We start from the raw sequence: 15,260 nt of genomic DNA on the forward strand, positions 1-15,260 counted from the left end.
GCCTGCCGTCAGGGCGCCGACGGCGGAGGCATCTCCTGGCGATATCCTTGATAGGTCAGCGCCACCTTTTTGAAGTACTCCGTCAGATAATTAATGCACACCTGCACCTTCAGCGGCAGATGGTCCTTGCGCGTGTATAACGCATAGACCGGACGCGGATCGGAGTGGTAGTGGGAAAACAGAATCTCCACTTCACCGCGTTTAATCTCCTCAAAAACCCACATCAATGGCACATGCGAAATGCCTGCGCCGTGCTTGAGCCAGCGGATTAGCGTCTGGGAATCATTGGTGACGAAACGCCCCTGCGGCTTCAGACGCGTCGTCAATCCTTCCGGCGAGATCAGCTCGAATTCGCTGTCGGGCCGCACGCTGTATTCCAACCAGGAAAAGTTGTCGATGTCGGACAGTTTCTCCGGCGCGCCATTCTGCGTCAGATAGCTTTTGGCGGCGCAGACCACCATCGGCATCGAACCCAGACGGGTGGAAAACAGACTGGAATCCTGCAGCGACCCTACGCGAATCACAATATCCAGACCGTCGGCGATCAGGTCCGGCGCGGGGATGCCGCTGACCAGATTGACGGACAGCCCCGGATACTCCTTCAGCATTTCCGCCGTCATCGTCGCCAGGACGTTCTGGGCCATGGTCGAGGTGCTGCCGATACGCAGCGTGCCGATCGGCGTGTTGGTAAACGCATACAGCTGATCGTGAACTTCATGCGCTTCGACCAACATGCGACGGCAGCCGTGGTAATAGATTTTCCCCGCCTCGGTCAGCCCGAGGCTGCGCGTACTGCGGTTCAGCAGCTTTACCTGCAACGCATTTTCCAGCTTGGTCACCGTTTGGCTGACGGCAGAGACGCTCATTTTCAACTGCCGGGCGGCGGAGGTGAACGAACCGAACTCCACCACTTTGGCGAAGACGGTCATGCTTTTTAATCGTTCCATTATTAAGCCTGGCTTAAAAGTGATTTAGATCACACTGGGTAGATAAGGTCATAATAACCATCCATAATGAGGCGTGTCTAAACAGGAAGCACGGTGTACTCCTCGCCGTATTCCTGCCTTTGTTACCTCAATGAATGAAAAAGTAAGCGCTTCATCATACCGATCATTCGTTACGTGTGTTCTTCATTATTGTTATCAGTCTTGCTGTGTCTTCCCCTCGCTTGCAGTCAATGGCTGCGGGCGGAGGTTTTTTTTGGTTATTTGCTATGCTGCTTACAGGGCGTATTGCGCATCAGAGTGAGAGATAAGAAAAAGATGAATTCGCTTCCGGTCATGGTTCTGTTCGGCCTGTCGTTCCCGCCGGTATTTTTTGTCCTGCTGGTATCGCTGGCGCTGTTTTATATTTGTCTCCGTCTGCTGCAGCCGACGGGGATCTATGATGTCGTCTGGCATCCCGCGCTGTTCAACACCGCGTTGTTCTGCTGTCTGTTTTATCTGCTGTTCCGTTTCGGTCTTTGAGGTCGTTGTGAATACATCCGCTCTGACAATCTATCTGAAAAAATTTGCCCGTATCGCGATTACGCTGGTGCTGGTCCTATTGGCCATCATGGCGATTGTGCGCGTATGGGCGTTCTACACCGAGTCCCCCTGGACCCGCGACGCGCGATTCACCGCCGATATTGTCGCTATCGCGCCCGACGTCAGCGGACTGCTGACGGCCGTCAACGTCCACGATAACCAACTGGTCAAGAAAGGCGACATCCTGTTCGAAGTCGACAGACCTCGCTATCAGCAGGCGCTGGCCGAAGCGCGGGCGAACGTCGAATATTATCAATCGCTGGTCGTGGAGAAAAAACGGGAAGCGGGCCGTCGTCTGAAACTCGGGACGCAGGCGCTGTCGCGTGAAGAAATCGAGCAGTACGGCAATACGCTGGAAACCACGCAGCATCAGCTGGCGCAGGCGCAGGCCGCGCTGGAACTGGCGCAGCTCGACTTGGATCGCACCGTCGTCCGCGCCCCGTCGGATGGTTGGGTGACCAACCTGAATCTGCAGGTCGGTGAATTTATTACCCGCGGCGCGACCGTGGTCGCGCTGGTGAAAAAAGATTCTTATTACCTGTGGGCGTATATGGAAGAGACCAAGCTGGGCGGCGTTCGTCCCGGCTTACGGGTGGAAATCACGCCGCTCGGCAGCAACCGAATTTTGTACGGCACCGTGGATAGCGTGGCGGCAGCGGTGACTAACAGCAATATCACCACCGACAGCAGCGGTTTGGCGACGGTCGACTCTAATCTGGAGTGGGTGCGGTTGGCGCAACGGGTGCCGGTGAAGATTCGGTTGGACCAGCAGATGGGTAACCTCTACCCGGCGGGCACCACCGCGACGGTCGTGGTCACAGGGGAAAAAACGGAGCATACGAAATCAATGTCGCCGATGTTGAAACTGATGCACCGGCTGCGCGAGTTCGGGTAAGGCGCCGCCATGTTGAATTTCCCCGGATTCATCCGGCTGCGGTTTGCCTTCAAGCTGAGTTTCGCGATCCTGCTCTCGCTCATGCTCGGATTCTATATGCAGCTGGAAACCCCTCGCTGGGCGGTGCTGACCGCCGCGATCGTGGCCGCCGGGCCCGCCTTCGCCGCTGGCGGAGAGCCGTTTTCGGGCGCCATTCGCTATCGTGGGCTGCTGCGTATTTTGGGAACGTTTATCGGCTGTATCGGGGCGCTGGTCATTATTGTCAGTACGGCGCGCGCGCCGGTCGTGATGCTGATGTTGAGCTGCCTGTGGGCGGGCGCCTGCGTGTGGATCTCCTCGCTGGTGCGGGTGGAGAACTCCTACGCCTTTGGGCTGGCGGGCTATACCGCGCTGATTATCGTCGTGACGACGCAGAGCACGCCGCTCCAGGCGCCGCAGTTCGCCGTCGAACGCTGCAGCGAGATCGTGCTCGGTATCATGTGCGCTATCCTGGCGGATCTGCTGTTCTCCCCGCGATCCATCAAACAAGATATCGATCGTGCGATGAAAGCGCTGCTGTTGGATCAGTTCCAGCTGTTGCAACGCTGCGTGTCCGGCGCCTCGAAAGAGGAGCTGGATGCTAACTGGCACGCGCTGGTGCGTAACACCCAGTCGCTGAACGGCATGCGCAGCCAGCTGCGCGTGGAGTCGTCCCGTTGGCAGACCAGCAACCTGCGTCTCAAAAGCATGGTGACCCAATCCTGGCTGATGATCACCCAAGCCTGCGAAACCTACCTGATCCTGCAAGACACCCAGGCGCCTATCAATGGCGCGCTGTCACTGATGCTGGAGCAGCCTGTGACGACGCCGGAAGAGGGACGTCAGCGCTTACGCCAGCTGCGCTATCTGGTGGCCGTCAACGGCGCCAGCCTGCCGCCGTCGCTGGTCGGCTGGGTCGCAACGGCGACGCATTACCATCTGCTGATGCAGGGCGTACTGAACAACGGGCGTATCAATCGTATTGAGGCGGATGCGCTGACGGCGGATGTGGCGGTTAAAGCCACGTCGGCCGAAACGCATCACGCCATGATCAATGGGGTGCGTACCTGGGCGGCCACCACATTGGGGTGCCTGTTCTGGCTGGCGACGGGATGGAATTCCGGCAGCGTCTGCATGGTGATGCTCGCCGTCGTCACCGCGCTGGCGATGCGCCTGCCTAATCCGCGCATGATGGCCAAGGACTTTCTGGTCGGGACGCTGTTCGCGCTGCCGCTCGGCTCGTTCATGTTTATGCTGGTGCTACCCGCCACGCAGCAAAGTCAGCTGCTGCTGTGTCTCAGCCTTGGTCTCATGGCGTTCTTCATCGGTATCGAGGTACAGAAACGACGGCTGGGATCGCTGGCGTCGCTGGCGACGACCATCAATATTCTGGTGCTGGATAACCCGATGACCTTCGATATCGCACAGTTCCTGGACAGCGCCATTGGGCAAGTCATCGGCTGCTTCCTGGCTTATCTGGTCATTCTGCTGATTCGGGACAACTCGCTGGCCTGGACGGGACGGACGCTGATGAACCGCTTCGTTTTCGGCGCGGTGTCGGCATTGAACACGCGTCAGGAGCGGCGACAGGACAACTATCTGCCCGCGCTGTATCAATATCTGTTTCTGCTGCTGAACCGCTTTCCGGGCGATATCGCCAAGTATCGGCTGGCGCTGTCGCTGATCATCGCGCATCAGGGGCTGCGGCAGCTGGATATCCCGGTTAGCGAAACGCTGGCGTCGCATCATCGGCGGTTGCGCGCAACCGCTGGTCGGGTCATCAAGGCGAAACAGGATACGGCGCGCAGCCGCTATTTCACACAGCTGCTGGAGGAGATGGATGCGTATCAGCAGGCTCTGCTGGACCACCGGGTGGCGGAAAAAACCATCGCATCGGTGAGTCGCCTGATCGCGCTGCTGCGACGAAATCAGCATGCTTTTACCGGTTAACGACGCGGTACATGCGCTTGCTTACCGTGCCGCCCAGCGGGCTATCTCTGTTTAGGCGGACGGTGTAATATCTTCCTTCAACCGATTTTTTGACTTCTTCCACTGCATCGTGCGTGGCGACACGCGCGGCTGACGTACAGGTAACGACGCATCATGACTTTGCACCTTTGGTTGGTTTACACCGGCGTGATCGTGGCGTTGATCGCCATACCCGGCCCGTCGGCGCTCATCAGCATGACTCATGGTTTGCGCTATGGACAAAGACGCGCGATCGCCACCATCGTGGGCGGAGCCAGCGCGGCGTTGCTGCTGATGACCGGCTCAGCGCTCGGACTGGGCGCGATCCTCGCGGCGTCGACGACGGCGTTTATGCTGCTGAAGGTGGTGGGCGCGGCTTATCTTATCTGGCTGGGTATTTCGGCGTGGCGGGCGAAAACGGGCCCCGTGACGGAAGACGACAATGTGGCGCTGCCGGTCGACGAACCTGGCGTATTCACGTTGTTCCGACGCGGTTTTACGGTCGGGATCAGCAATCCGAAAGATTTGCTGTTCTTCGCCGCGCTATTTCCCAATTTTATCGACACCAGCGCGCCGCACGTCGGTCAGTTCGCGCTGCTGGCGCTGACCTGGACGGTGCTGGATTGCAGTATCATGTTCTGTTACGCCTGCATGGGAAAACGCGTGTCTTCCCTGTTTGCGCACCCGAAACGTCTGCGGATGTTCAACCGCGCGTCCGGTTCACTGTTTATTTTCGCGGGCACCGCGCTGGCGGCATCGGCTAAGTAGCGATAAGGCGGACCGGCGGCGAGGAACACGCCAGCTGCCGGTCACGGCTTCACGCTTCGGTTTCGGCCAGTTCGCGCAGATATTGATACAGCTGACGAGACGATTTCGGGGGCTTGTTCGCGGCTTTTTCTTTCTGGGCGTTCCGCAGTAACGAGCGCAGCTGCTGGCGATCGGCCTGAGGATAAAGCGCCAGCACGTCACTAATAGCATCGTCGCCTTCCGCCAGCAGGCGGTCACGCAGTTGCTCCAGCTTATGGAACAGCGCCACCTGTTGGTTATGACGGTTCTTCAATTTATCCAGTGCCAGCTGAATGGGCTCCGGGTCACGCGCGCGCAGCATCTTGCCGATCAGCTGCAGCTGACGTCGGCGACCTTCTTTCTTGATGCGTTGAGCCAGCTCGACGGCGGCCAGCAGCTCTTCATCCAGCGGGATACGTTCGAGGGCATTTTTCCCCAGGGCGACCAGTTCCGCCCCAAGATCTTTCAGGGCTTCAGCATCACGTTTGATTTCGCTTTTGCTGACCCAGATAATTTCGTCGTCTTCTTCTTCCTGGCTGGTAGGCGGGACGTCGTCCTGCCAGTCTTCGGGGTGTTTATTCATGCGTGGTTTCCTCAAAAAGAGGCCGATCCTATCAGGTTATGGCTTGCTGCGAAATTGTCGGCAGATCCTGTTAGACTCAAGGATATCACGCTACCTCTTTATTACGCAGAGGTAAGGCACGAATCGCGCGCAGACGCGCCTCGTGACCGCCTACATTATCAGGATGTTTTCTTACTCATGATGGCGAATCAATGACAATTATCACTCAGGTTGCAGAGCAGCGAAAAACGCTGGAACAGGCAGTGGCGCAGGCGCTGGAGTTGGCCCGCGCCGGTTCGGACGCGGCGGAAGTCGCGGTGACCAAGACCACGGGGATCGGCGTCAGCACCCGCTATGGCGAGGTGGAAAACGTTGAGTTCAACAGCGACGGCGCGTTAGGCATCACCGTCTACCATCAGCAGCGCAAAGGCAGCGCGTCCTCGACGGATCTCAGCCCGGAGGCCATTGCCCGTACGGTGCAGGCGGCGCTGGATATCGCCCGTTACACCTCGGTTGACCCTTTTGCCGGTCCGGCGGACGAAGCGCTGCTGGCGTTTGATGCGCCGGATCTCGATCTGTTTCATCCCGCTGAATTGGATGCGGAGCGCGGCATTGAGCTGGCGGCCCGCGCGGAACAGAGCGCGCTGCAGGCGGACGAACGTATCACCAATACGGAAGGCGGCAGTTTCAACAGCTACTACGGCGTCAAGGTCTTCGGCAACAGCCACGGCATGCTGCAAAGCTACTGTTCCAGCCGTCACTCCATGTCCAGCTGCGTGATCGCCGGCGAAGGCGGCCACATGCAGCGCGATTACGCTTACACCATCGGCCGCGCGCTGGACGATCTTCAAACGCCGGAGTGGGTGGGTCAGGAGTGCGCGCGCCGCACGCTGTCGCGACTGGCGCCGCGCAAACTGTCTACGATGCAGGCGCCGGTGATGTTCAGCGCGGAGGTGGCGACCGGCCTGTTTGGCCATCTGGTGGGCGCGATTAGCGGCAGCAGCGTTTATCGCAAATCGACCTTCCTGCTGGACCAATTGGGCCAGCAAATCCTGCCGGAGTGGCTGACGATTCGCGAGTTGCCGCATCTGCGAAAAGGGCTGGCCTCCACGCCGTTCGACAGCGAAGGGGTACGCACCCAGGAGCGAGACATCGTGAAAGACGGCGTGCTGCAAACCTGGCTGATGACGTCCTATGCGGCGCGCAAACTGGGGATGCAGAGCACCGGACACGCGGGCGGCATCCATAACTGGCGCATCGCCGGACGCGGTCTGGACTTCGACGGCATGCTGCGCGAGATGGGAACCGGCCTGCTGGTGACGGAACTGATGGGACAGGGCGTGAGCGGCGTGACCGGCGACTATTCGCGCGGCGCGGCCGGTTTCTGGGTGGAGAACGGTCAGATCCAGTACCCCGTCAGCGAAATCACCATCGCGGGCAATCTGAAGGATATGTTGCGCAATATCGTCACCGTTGGCGACGATATCGAAACCCGCAGCAACATCCAGTGTGGTTCGGTCCTGCTGCCGGCCATGAAGATCGCCGGGGCGTAATCTTCGGGACGCGCGGCGCTTGGTGCGTCGCGTGTCCGCTACAGTTTCAGCCTCAGCCCGTCGTACGCCGCCTGCACTTGCTTTGGCAACGCATGCGTCCGCAGCCAGCGATCCAGCCTATGACCGATATGCGTCAGGTACATTTTCCCCGGCTTTAACCGGTCGAAGATATCCAGCGCCAACGTCAGATCGTTGTGATTCCTCGGCGGCGTGGGCTGCGGCGGTTCGCTGCAGTCGAGCACCAGATAGTCCACCGGCCGTCCGGCCAGAAAACGCGCGGTATCCTCCGGCAGATCCACGGTATCCGTGAGGTAGGCCAGCGAAGCAAACTGCGTCTCAAACAGATAACCATAGGTCATTCTGGAGTGATTCAGGGGCAGCGGGGTGGTTGGCACGCGGCCAAACGCGACCGTCTCAAAGGGTTTCAGCGGCGGCTGAAACCGCAGAATGCCGGGATGCTTATAGAGATCGTCGCAGCCGTCCGGATCGGGCGGGCCGAACACGGGGATCGGCTCGCCGCAGCCCCAGCGCAGCGGGAAGAGTCCCTGAACGTGGTCCATGTGGTAATGGGTGAGCAGAAAGCGGCGAATCTCCCCGGCGCTGAAGCGGCGGTCCAGATTGGGCAAGCCCGCGTCGATCAGCGTCGTTTCCCCGTGATCGATCAGCGCGGCGCAGCAGGCGCGCCGCCGCCGTTGCGGTGACGTCCGGGCGCTCCGGCACACGGTGCAGTCACAGCCGAACGCGGGCACCTGCTGTGCGCCGCCGGTGCCCAGAAAATGAAATATCGACGTGTGGCGCTTCTCACCGGGCATTCTCTTTTTTCTCCGTCTGAGACAGCAACTGCCAGAATTGCGCCAGTGTCTCCGGCAGCGGACCGTTGTTTAGCAGGAGGGCGCAGTCTGACGGCACATGGCGCCGCTCCTCCTGCGCCCGCTGCATCCGCGCTTCAATCTGACCTGCATTTTCGCGTCCGCGCGTCAGCAGCCGTTGACGCAGGATCGGCGGCGAGACCGCCAGACAGAGCGGAAACAGCTGCGATCCGTAAAGCCGTTGCGCCTGTTTCAGGTAACCCCGCGAGCCATTGACGACCACATCCAGCCCCCGCTCCAGCCAGAGATCGATCTCGATGCCGATGGCGTAGTGGTTATCGTGCGCGCGCCAGTCCAGAGCAAAGAGACCGTGACGACGGCGTTGCCTAAACTCGTCGACCGTGAGCGCGACGTGGTTCTCACCGGACAGACCGGCAGGCCGCGTGATGTAGCGGTGAGCGACCAGCAGGCGTTTCGGCGAGCTGGCGCGTATCGCGTCCAGCAGACTGTCTTTTCCTGCGCCCGAGGGGCCTATCAAATAGATCAGTCTGCTCATATCAGAATACCCGCTCGCCTTGCCGCCACACCCGTTGCAGCGTCATCCGTGGGCCATGACGACGGACCAGAACCAGGTCGGCGCGCTTTCCCTCGGCGATCAGACCCCGGTCATTCAGATGCAGAGCCTGCGCCGGGTGACGGCTGACCAACGCGATAGCCTGAGGCAGGCTGTAAGGGTTGCGCTCGTCCTCGGCTAGCAGAAAGGCGGCTTCCAGCAGGCTGGCGGGATAGTAGTCCGAAGAGAGAATATCCAGCAGCCCTTCTTCCGCCAGCTGATGCGCGGCGACGTTGCCTGAGTGCGAGCCGCCGCAGATCACGTTGGGCGCGCCCATCAGCACCTGCATACCGACCCGATGGGCCGCGCGGGCGGCGATCGCCGTCGTGGGAAATTCGGCGATAGCCACGCCGTGGCGATAGGCGTCCAGGACGTGCTCTTCCGCGGCGTCGTCGTGACTGGCCAATGTGATCCCTTTGGCCCGGCACAGAGTGACAATCTCTTTGCGATTGGACTGGGACCAGCGCTGCGAGCCTTCAATCTGTTCCGCTTCGAACTGCGCCATTGCTTCATCGTTCAGGTGGTATTTGCCTTTGTAGTACGCGTGATACTTCTCCCGTGAGACGAACTGGCGCTGCCCCGGCGAGTGATCCATCAACGACGCCAGCGTGACCGGCGGCAGATCGCAAAGCTGTTCAAACAGCGGCAGCGTCTCCTTATGCGGCAGTTCGCAGCGCAGGTGCAGCAAATGCTCAGCGCGGTTCAGGCCAGCTCTTTGCGTCGCGACCACCGTGTCGGTCATGTTGAGCAGGTTGTCGAGCCGGTGGCCCCCGTCCCGAACATCGCCGACCGCGATCGCATCCAATACGGTGGTGATCCCGCTGGCGACAATCGCGGCGTCGTGCGCGCGCATGGCGGACGCCTTTGGCCAGCTGACGCCGGGACGCGGGGTGAAGAATTTGTCGAGGTTGTCGGTATGCAGCTCAATCAGTCCGGGGATCAGCCAGGCGTCGCCGCCGTCCAGCGCGCCGGGCAGGCGGCTCGGCGCATCGCTGATGTGTTGAATCACGCCTTGATGAACCGACAGCGATCCGCTGATGATCTCATCCGACATCACCATACGTACATTATTGATGATCATAGGGGCCTTCCTCCTTCGGCGCGGTGACGGGCATGGCATAGACTCGGTCCGACACCCGCTCCCGAACCTCTTCATCATGGAAAATACCGACGATGGCCGCGCCTCTCGCTTTGGCCTGGATAATGGCCTGCGTGACGGCTTCGCGATTGACCGCATCCAGCGAAGCCGTCGGCTCATCCAGCAGCAAAATGGGATAGTCGGCGATGAGCCCGCGGGCAATATTGACCCGCTGCTGTTCGCCGCCGGAGAACGTGGCTGGCGCCAGCGACCACAGTCGCTCCGGCACATTCAGCCGAGTTAGCAGCTCACCGGCGCGGATTTCGCTTTCCTGACGCGAGATGCCCCGTTCCAACAGGGGTTGGATGACGACGTTCAGCGTGCTGATGCGGGGAATAACCCGCAGAAACTGGCTGACCCAGCCGATTGTATAGCGGCGCGCGTCAAGAATGTCGCGGGCGTCGGCCGAGACCATATCCACCCAGCCGTCCTGATGGCGCGCGTAGATATGGCCGCTATCCGGCTGATAGTTGCCGTAGAGCGAACGCAGCAGCGTGGATTTTCCGCTGCCCGAATGGCCGTGGAGGGCGATGCACTCGCCGCTTTTCACCGCCAGATTGATAGCTTTGAAAACCGGCAGACGAGCGCCCTGCTGGTTGTGCAGTACGAAAGTTTTACTCACATGTTCAATGCGTAGGCGAATATCCATTGATGGCGCCTCCTGGGTGATGGCTCTGCTAGAGGATGGATGACACCAGCAGTTGGGTATAAGGATGATGAGGATCGTCCAGCACGCGGTCGGTCAGTCCCTGTTCGACGACCCGTCCTTGTTTCATGACCAGCAGCCGATGGGATAGCAGGCGCGCTACGCCCAGATCGTGGGTGACGATGACGACGGCCAGCTGCATGTCCGTCACCAGCGTACGCAGCAGGTCCAGCAGGCGAGCCTGCACCGAAACATCCAGTCCGCCGGTCGGCTCATCCATAAAAATGAGACGCGGCGAGGNCACCAGATTACGGGCGATTTGCAGACGCTGCTGCATCCCGCCGGAGAAGGTGGTCGGCAGATCGTCCATACGTTCGACGGGCAGCTCGACGTTGCTCATCCAGTGCGCGGCCGTCTCGCGGATGTGTCCGTAATGGCGCTCGCCGATGGCCATCAGGCGTTCTCCGATGTTGCCGCCTGCGGAGACCGCTGGCCGCAGTCCCAGCAGCGGATGCTGCCAGACCAAGCCCCATTCGGTACGTATCAGCGCCCGACGCTGACGCTCGCTGATGTCATAAATAGGCCATGTTCGCTGCTGGCGATCCCGGTAGGTGACGGAGCCTTGTTGCGGCGTCAGACGGGCGGAAATCGCGTTCAGCAAGGTGGTTTTGCCTGAACCGGACTCTCCGACGATCCCGAGAACCTCACCCGGCCAGAGCTGGAACGAGACGTCCTGGAATCCTTTGCCCGGCGCATACAGATGGGTGAGTGAATCGACGGACAGCAGCGGCCCGTCGTCATTACGGGTGGGATTACGTGTTCCCATGCGCTTTCTCCTGGCTATCTTGTTGCTGCTGGCAATAGTCGGTATCCGAGCAGACAAACATGCGGCTACCCGCATCGTCGATCACCACTTCATCCAGAAAGCTGTCGCGCGAGCCGCAGATGGCGCACGGCTCATCCCATTGCTGCACGGTGAAGGGATGATCGTCGAAGTCGAGGCTTTCGACCGGGGTATAAGGGGGAACCGCATAAATGCGTTTTTCGCGTCCGGCGCCGAACAGTTGCAGGGCCGGCATCATGTGCATCTTGGGATTGTCGAATTTGGGGATGGGTGAGGGATCCATCACGTAGCGCTGATTGACCTTGACCGGATAAGCGTATGTGGTGGCGATGTGTCCGTAGCGCGCGATGTCCTCATACAACTTGACCTGCATGACGCCGTACTCTTCCAGCGCGTGCATTTTTTGGGTCTCCGTCTCCCTCGGCTCGATAAATCGAAGCGGCTCGGGAATCGGCACCTGGTAGACGATGATCTGGTCTTCCTTCAGCGGCGTCTCCGGTATTCGGTGCCGAGTCTGAACGATGGTCGCCTCTGCCGTTTTTTCCGCCGTTTTCACTTTCGCGACGGTGCGGAAGAAGTGACGGATAGAGACGGCGTTGGTGGTATCGTCCGCGCCCTGGTCGATGACCTTGAGGACATCGTCCGGTCCGATAATGCTGGCGGTCACCTGGATACCACCGGTTCCCCATCCGTAAGGCATGGGCATCTCCCGGCTGGCGAAAGGCACCTGATGGCCGGGGATGGCGATGGCTTTGAGTATGGCGCGACGGATCATGCCTTTGGTGTCCTCGTCCAGATAGGCATAGTTGTATGCGCTTTGTTCTACATCTTCAGCAGCGTTAGTCGTCATGATGTGGGCCTTCCTGCGTGGATGAATACTCCTGTCGAAGACGCTTGAGGAGTTCCAGTTCTGATTGAAAATCGACGTAATGGGGAAGTTTCAGGTGAGAGACAAAACCGGCCGCTTCGACATTGTCGACATGAGACAGAACAAACTCTTCATCCTGAGCCGGGCCCTGGGCTTCTTCGTGATAGTCGGCGGCCTGCAGCGCACGGTCCGCGAGGGCGACGGTAATCGCTTTGCGTTCGGCTCGCCCAAAGGCCAGCCCATAGCCGCGGGTGAAGNGCGGGGCCTGTTCCGTGGGTTTGATAAAGCCATTGACGGTTTCGCACTCCGTCACCAAGATGTCGCCGATTTCCACCGTCATATCCACTTCCTGAATGAACATCGTCACCGTGACCATGCCTGTGCGGATTTCGCCGACAAAAGGGTGATTGCGGCCATAGCCGCGCTGGGTGGAGTATCCCAGCGACAGCAAAAACCCCTCATCGCCGCGGATCAGCTGCTGTAGCCGCGCCGAACGCGGACACGGGTAGCTCGGCGGGGTGATGGTGATATCCGCCGGCTCTTCGTCGCGTTCGTCCACCGGCGGCACCAGCTCCTGCTGTGTCAGGAAGTGAAAGGCATGAGGAACCGTGTCCTCGGCCGGCGCCTCATCCTGTGTTTCCGGCACCGTCGGGGCGGTTGGCGGTTCGCCCTCCGCCAACAGCGTGAAGTCCAGCAGCCGATGGGTATAGTCGTAAGTCGGCCCCAAGAGTTGCCCGCCTGGAAGATCTTTGAAGATGGCGGAAATGCGCCTTTCCAGACGCATGGATGCAGTAGCCAGCGGTTCGCTCACCCCCCAGCGAGGCAGGGTGGAGCGGTAGGCGCGCAGCAGAAAAATCGCTTCGACGAGATCGCCACTCGCCTGCTTGATCGACAGCGCAGCCAGTTCGCGATCGTAGATATTGCCTTCGGTCATGACGCGGTCGACCGCCAGGCCGAGCTGCTGTTCTATCTGTTCACAGCTCAGTTCCGGGATAGTCGGCTGACCGCGCCGACGGCAGGCTTGAAGTTGGTGTGCGGCTTCAATGGCTTTTTCACCGCCTTTCACTGCAACATACATCAGCACTCCTCCACTCGAGTGGTTCTGGGTATAGCGAGCAGCTTTTTGCCGGAGGTGAACAGAAAATCGAGACCCATCGGGAAAGGATGTGGCCGCTCGCAGAGATAGCGCCGTATCGCGCTGGGAAGATGCGGGGAGATGATTTTGACGTTATTCACGCCCGGGCCGCTTAGCTTCAGCAATCTGCCGTTGTTGAGTCCATCCACTTCCAGAATGATGGTGGCGGATTTCTCCGGCTCGATTTCGTTGCCGCACGGGAAACACATCAGATCGTGTTGGATGGGTCGACTATCGAACTTGTTGGTTTTTCCGTTCAACAGAACGAAATACGCTTCTGCGGCATTGGAGGTAATCGGCACATTGGTGTGTAAACACAGCGTTCTCAGCAGGAGTGGATTACTGATATTCCGGTCGATGAACAGCGGCGTCCTGTGACTGGTCAACGTTAACAACACAGCGATGGTGGACGATGAAATATTGTCCAGTCCTTCAATGCCGGGAACGGTCACAGTCATTCCGGGTTCGCTCATGGCTTTGACGATTTTTCTGAAGCAGGCTTGAGTGCCAAATACCGGATTGGCGAATCCATTCGACATGTTCATGATTACTCTCCTCTGACCAACGTGAAGAAGTTGACTCGACTGGCGGCGACTTCACGGCGCTGATGGTCATGTTCAGCTTGCTGTTGCTTGGCTAGAGGGGAAACCAGACGCTTCCACAGTGGGTTGAAAGCGGACTGGGTTTGCAATAAGGCATCGATAAGGGCACAGCGTTCGGCATGGGGTTTGTCTCTGCCGACGACATAGCTGTAGCCGCAAATGCCGTCCTTAATTTGGATCGCCGCGCGGGTGACGGTTAGGTCGCCCACCATAAAACGCTGTCCTGTGGATTCCATGCGGCCTTGCAGTTGCAGCAGGCCGATCTCCGTCGGCCGCAGCAGCTGATAGTCAACGGCAATATTGAGGGGTTGCCAATATGACAGCAGTGCTTCGGCACGGCTGCGTGACAGTACGGACATCCAATAAGCGCGTTGCTCTTTTTTCGTCACCATTTACGCCTCCAGCTCTGGCTGTTGTGATTGCTTCGACAAATAGGCAAAACAGGCGGTCTGATCCTGTGGCGGCCTGAGGGCTTCGGCGGTTTTTAGGTAGATACGCTGGGTAGGGGCGAAAAAGGCGCTGTGGACTGTGCGTTCCTGAAACAGGGCGTGAGCCAGATCCAGATCCTTGATACGGATATCCAACGGAACGGAAATCTGCGCTGAGGGGTGAAGATAGCGATTCAGCATCACGTCCATATAGGTGGAGCGACCTCGTCCCAGGGGGAGCGCTTTCTGCAATATCGTCTGACTGATGCCGGACTTCTCGGCCAGCAGAATCGACTCTGCGGCGACCAGCAGGTGGACGGCTTCACAGTAGTTATTGATGACTTTCATGGTCTGTGCGGCGCGGTTGCTGTCCATAACGACATACTTGTCGCTCAGAGAGGAGAGCAACTGGGGCAGGACGTCGGCAAAGTCGGGCGGGATTGGGCCTACCCAGCAGGCCAGTTTGCCGGTGCGCGCGCCTTCGGGGCCTCCGGAGACGGGGGCTTCGACATACTGAGCGCCCTGTCGCTGGAAAAAAGCCTCCATCTGCTGGCTGTCCTGGGGCCCGATGGTGCTGGTGTTGACGATAAGCGGACGATATTCCTGCAGTTTGCTTTCTATTTCCGGAAGGCAAAAAAGGGCTTTCATGGCCTGAGCATCAGTCAGGCAAATCAGGATGATGGAGGGTTTGCGCGTGAATAACTGGCCGAGCGAACTCACCGCATGTACGCCGTTGCCGGCAAGGGCTTCAGCTTTACTCGCCGTGCGATTGTAAACGCTGAGGGAGTATTGGCACTGGCGTAATCTGAGTGCGATCGCCTTTCCCAGTACGCCGATGCCAACCAGAGAAATGTGTTTTGTCATAGGGA

17 protein-coding genes are annotated in these 15,260 nt (G+C 59.3%); 5 read left to right on the top strand and 12 right to left on the bottom strand.

Annotation, left to right across the window (positions count from 1 at the left end):
- Nucleotides 1-8: 8 nt before the first annotated feature.
- Nucleotides 9-947: an HTH-type transcriptional activator AaeR gene (gene aaeR / locus SB13_RS12485; protein WP_026740667.1), complete on the bottom strand. Its 939-nt coding sequence runs from the start codon at nucleotides 945-947 to the stop codon at nucleotides 9-11.
- 315 nt (nucleotides 948-1,262) lie between these two features.
- On the opposite strand from aaeR, the gene aaeX reads away from it, so the two are divergent.
- From aaeX to SB13_RS12505, 4 genes are all read left to right on the top strand, one after another.
- Complete coding sequence (aaeX, locus tag SB13_RS12490) at nucleotides 1,263-1,466, top strand: p-hydroxybenzoic acid efflux pump operon protein AaeX (protein ID WP_026740668.1); 204 nt, start codon at nucleotides 1,263-1,265, stop codon at nucleotides 1,464-1,466.
- Nucleotides 1,467-1,473: 7 nt separating this feature from the next.
- Complete coding sequence (aaeA, locus tag SB13_RS12495) at nucleotides 1,474-2,421, top strand: p-hydroxybenzoic acid efflux pump subunit AaeA (RefSeq protein WP_026740669.1); 948 nt, start codon at nucleotides 1,474-1,476, stop codon at nucleotides 2,419-2,421.
- Between the two features lie 9 nt (nucleotides 2,422-2,430).
- Nucleotides 2,431-4,389: a p-hydroxybenzoic acid efflux pump subunit AaeB gene (gene aaeB, locus SB13_RS12500; RefSeq protein ID WP_036150399.1), complete on the top strand. Its 1,959-nt coding sequence runs from the start codon at nucleotides 2,431-2,433 to the stop codon at nucleotides 4,387-4,389.
- Between the two features lie 153 nt (nucleotides 4,390-4,542).
- Nucleotides 4,543-5,175 carry a LysE family translocator gene (locus SB13_RS12505; protein ID WP_026740671.1) on the top strand — a complete coding sequence of 211 codons (633 nt, stop codon included), beginning with the start codon at nucleotides 4,543-4,545 and terminating at the stop codon, nucleotides 5,173-5,175.
- Nucleotides 5,176-5,224: 49 nt separating this feature from the next.
- Here the strand turns inward: SB13_RS12505 and yjgA are convergent, their stop codons facing one another.
- The gene (yjgA, locus tag SB13_RS12510; RefSeq protein ID WP_026740672.1) at nucleotides 5,225-5,776 is read right to left on the bottom strand and encodes a ribosome biogenesis factor YjgA; all 552 of its coding nucleotides are present in this window, start codon (nucleotides 5,774-5,776) and stop codon (nucleotides 5,225-5,227) included.
- A 191-nt stretch (nucleotides 5,777-5,967) separates the two neighbouring features.
- On the opposite strand from yjgA, the gene pmbA reads away from it, so the two are divergent.
- Nucleotides 5,968-7,308 carry a metalloprotease PmbA gene (gene pmbA / locus SB13_RS12515; protein WP_026740673.1) on the top strand — a complete coding sequence of 447 codons (1,341 nt, stop codon included), beginning with the start codon at nucleotides 5,968-5,970 and terminating at the stop codon, nucleotides 7,306-7,308.
- Nucleotides 7,309-7,346: 38 nt separating this feature from the next.
- Here the strand turns inward: pmbA and phnP are convergent, their stop codons facing one another.
- From phnP to SB13_RS12565, 10 genes are all read right to left on the bottom strand, one after another.
- The gene (gene phnP / locus SB13_RS12520) at nucleotides 7,347-8,120 is read right to left on the bottom strand and encodes a phosphonate metabolism protein PhnP (protein WP_051616485.1); all 774 of its coding nucleotides are present in this window, start codon (nucleotides 8,118-8,120) and stop codon (nucleotides 7,347-7,349) included.
- On the bottom strand, nucleotides 8,110-8,673 hold the full coding sequence (gene phnN, locus SB13_RS12525; RefSeq protein ID WP_026740675.1) for a ribose 1,5-bisphosphokinase: 564 nt from the start codon (nucleotides 8,671-8,673) through the stop codon (nucleotides 8,110-8,112). The genes phnP and phnN overlap by 11 nt, the downstream gene beginning before the upstream one ends.
- 1 nt (nucleotide 8,674) lies before the next feature.
- On the bottom strand, nucleotides 8,675-9,811 hold the full coding sequence (gene phnM / locus SB13_RS12530) for an alpha-D-ribose 1-methylphosphonate 5-triphosphate diphosphatase (protein ID WP_026740676.1): 1,137 nt from the start codon (nucleotides 9,809-9,811) through the stop codon (nucleotides 8,675-8,677).
- Nucleotides 9,798-10,517: a phosphonate C-P lyase system protein PhnL gene (phnL, locus tag SB13_RS12535; protein WP_026740677.1), complete on the bottom strand. Its 720-nt coding sequence runs from the start codon at nucleotides 10,515-10,517 to the stop codon at nucleotides 9,798-9,800. The genes phnM and phnL overlap by 14 nt, the downstream gene beginning before the upstream one ends.
- Before the next feature lie 28 nt (nucleotides 10,518-10,545).
- Entirely contained in the window at nucleotides 10,546-11,340 is a 795-nt protein-coding gene (gene phnK, locus SB13_RS12540) for a phosphonate C-P lyase system protein PhnK (RefSeq protein ID WP_026740678.1), read from the bottom strand.
- Nucleotides 11,327-12,208 carry an alpha-D-ribose 1-methylphosphonate 5-phosphate C-P-lyase PhnJ gene (locus SB13_RS12545; protein WP_026740679.1) on the bottom strand — a complete coding sequence of 294 codons (882 nt, stop codon included), beginning with the start codon at nucleotides 12,206-12,208 and terminating at the stop codon, nucleotides 11,327-11,329. The genes phnK and SB13_RS12545 overlap by 14 nt, the downstream gene beginning before the upstream one ends.
- The gene (locus tag SB13_RS12550; protein WP_026740680.1) at nucleotides 12,198-13,304 is read right to left on the bottom strand and encodes a carbon-phosphorus lyase complex subunit; all 1,107 of its coding nucleotides are present in this window, start codon (nucleotides 13,302-13,304) and stop codon (nucleotides 12,198-12,200) included. The genes SB13_RS12545 and SB13_RS12550 overlap by 11 nt, the downstream gene beginning before the upstream one ends.
- On the bottom strand, nucleotides 13,304-13,906 hold the full coding sequence (gene phnH, locus SB13_RS12555; protein ID WP_026740681.1) for a phosphonate C-P lyase system protein PhnH: 603 nt from the start codon (nucleotides 13,904-13,906) through the stop codon (nucleotides 13,304-13,306). The genes SB13_RS12550 and phnH overlap by 1 nt, the downstream gene beginning before the upstream one ends.
- Nucleotides 13,907-13,908: 2 nt before the next feature.
- On the bottom strand, nucleotides 13,909-14,352 hold the full coding sequence (gene phnG, locus SB13_RS12560; protein WP_026740682.1) for a phosphonate C-P lyase system protein PhnG: 444 nt from the start codon (nucleotides 14,350-14,352) through the stop codon (nucleotides 13,909-13,911).
- 3 nt (nucleotides 14,353-14,355) lie between these two features.
- A complete protein-coding gene (locus SB13_RS12565; protein ID WP_026740683.1) occupies nucleotides 14,356-15,255 on the bottom strand; it encodes an NAD(P)-dependent oxidoreductase in 900 nt (299 codons plus the stop codon).
- Between the last annotated feature and the right edge of the window lie 5 nt (nucleotides 15,256-15,260).

Origin of the sequence: Lonsdalea quercina subsp. quercina, from assembly GCF_000688695.1 — a bacterium.
GTDB classification, from domain to species: domain Bacteria; phylum Pseudomonadota; class Gammaproteobacteria; order Enterobacterales; family Enterobacteriaceae; genus Lonsdalea; species Lonsdalea quercina_D.

Excerpts from the sequence above, each read along its gene's own strand:
- aaeR (WP_026740667.1), bottom strand. The coding sequence starts at position 947 with ATGGAACGATTAAAAAGCATGACCGTCTTCGCCAAAGTGGTGGAGTTC.
- aaeX (WP_026740668.1), top strand. The coding sequence starts at position 1,263 with ATGAATTCGCTTCCGGTCATGGTTCTGTTCGGCCTGTCGTTCCCGCCG.
- aaeB (WP_036150399.1), top strand. The coding sequence starts at position 2,431 with ATGTTGAATTTCCCCGGATTCATCCGGCTGCGGTTTGCCTTCAAGCTG.
- SB13_RS12505 (WP_026740671.1), top strand. The coding sequence starts at position 4,543 with ATGACTTTGCACCTTTGGTTGGTTTACACCGGCGTGATCGTGGCGTTG.
- yjgA (WP_026740672.1), bottom strand. The coding sequence starts at position 5,776 with ATGAATAAACACCCCGAAGACTGGCAGGACGACGTCCCGCCTACCAGC.
- pmbA (WP_026740673.1), top strand. The coding sequence starts at position 5,968 with ATGACAATTATCACTCAGGTTGCAGAGCAGCGAAAAACGCTGGAACAG.
- phnP (WP_051616485.1), bottom strand. The coding sequence starts at position 8,120 with ATGCCCGGTGAGAAGCGCCACACGTCGATATTTCATTTTCTGGGCACC.
- phnN (WP_026740675.1), bottom strand. The coding sequence starts at position 8,673 with ATGAGCAGACTGATCTATTTGATAGGCCCCTCGGGCGCAGGAAAAGAC.
- phnM (WP_026740676.1), bottom strand. The coding sequence starts at position 9,811 with ATGATCATCAATAATGTACGTATGGTGATGTCGGATGAGATCATCAGC.
- phnL (WP_026740677.1), bottom strand. The coding sequence starts at position 10,517 with ATGGATATTCGCCTACGCATTGAACATGTGAGTAAAACTTTCGTACTG.
- SB13_RS12545 (WP_026740679.1), bottom strand. The coding sequence starts at position 12,208 with ATGACGACTAACGCTGCTGAAGATGTAGAACAAAGCGCATACAACTAT.
- phnH (WP_026740681.1), bottom strand. The coding sequence starts at position 13,906 with ATGAACATGTCGAATGGATTCGCCAATCCGGTATTTGGCACTCAAGCC.
- SB13_RS12565 (WP_026740683.1), bottom strand. The coding sequence starts at position 15,255 with ATGACAAAACACATTTCTCTGGTTGGCATCGGCGTACTGGGAAAGGCG.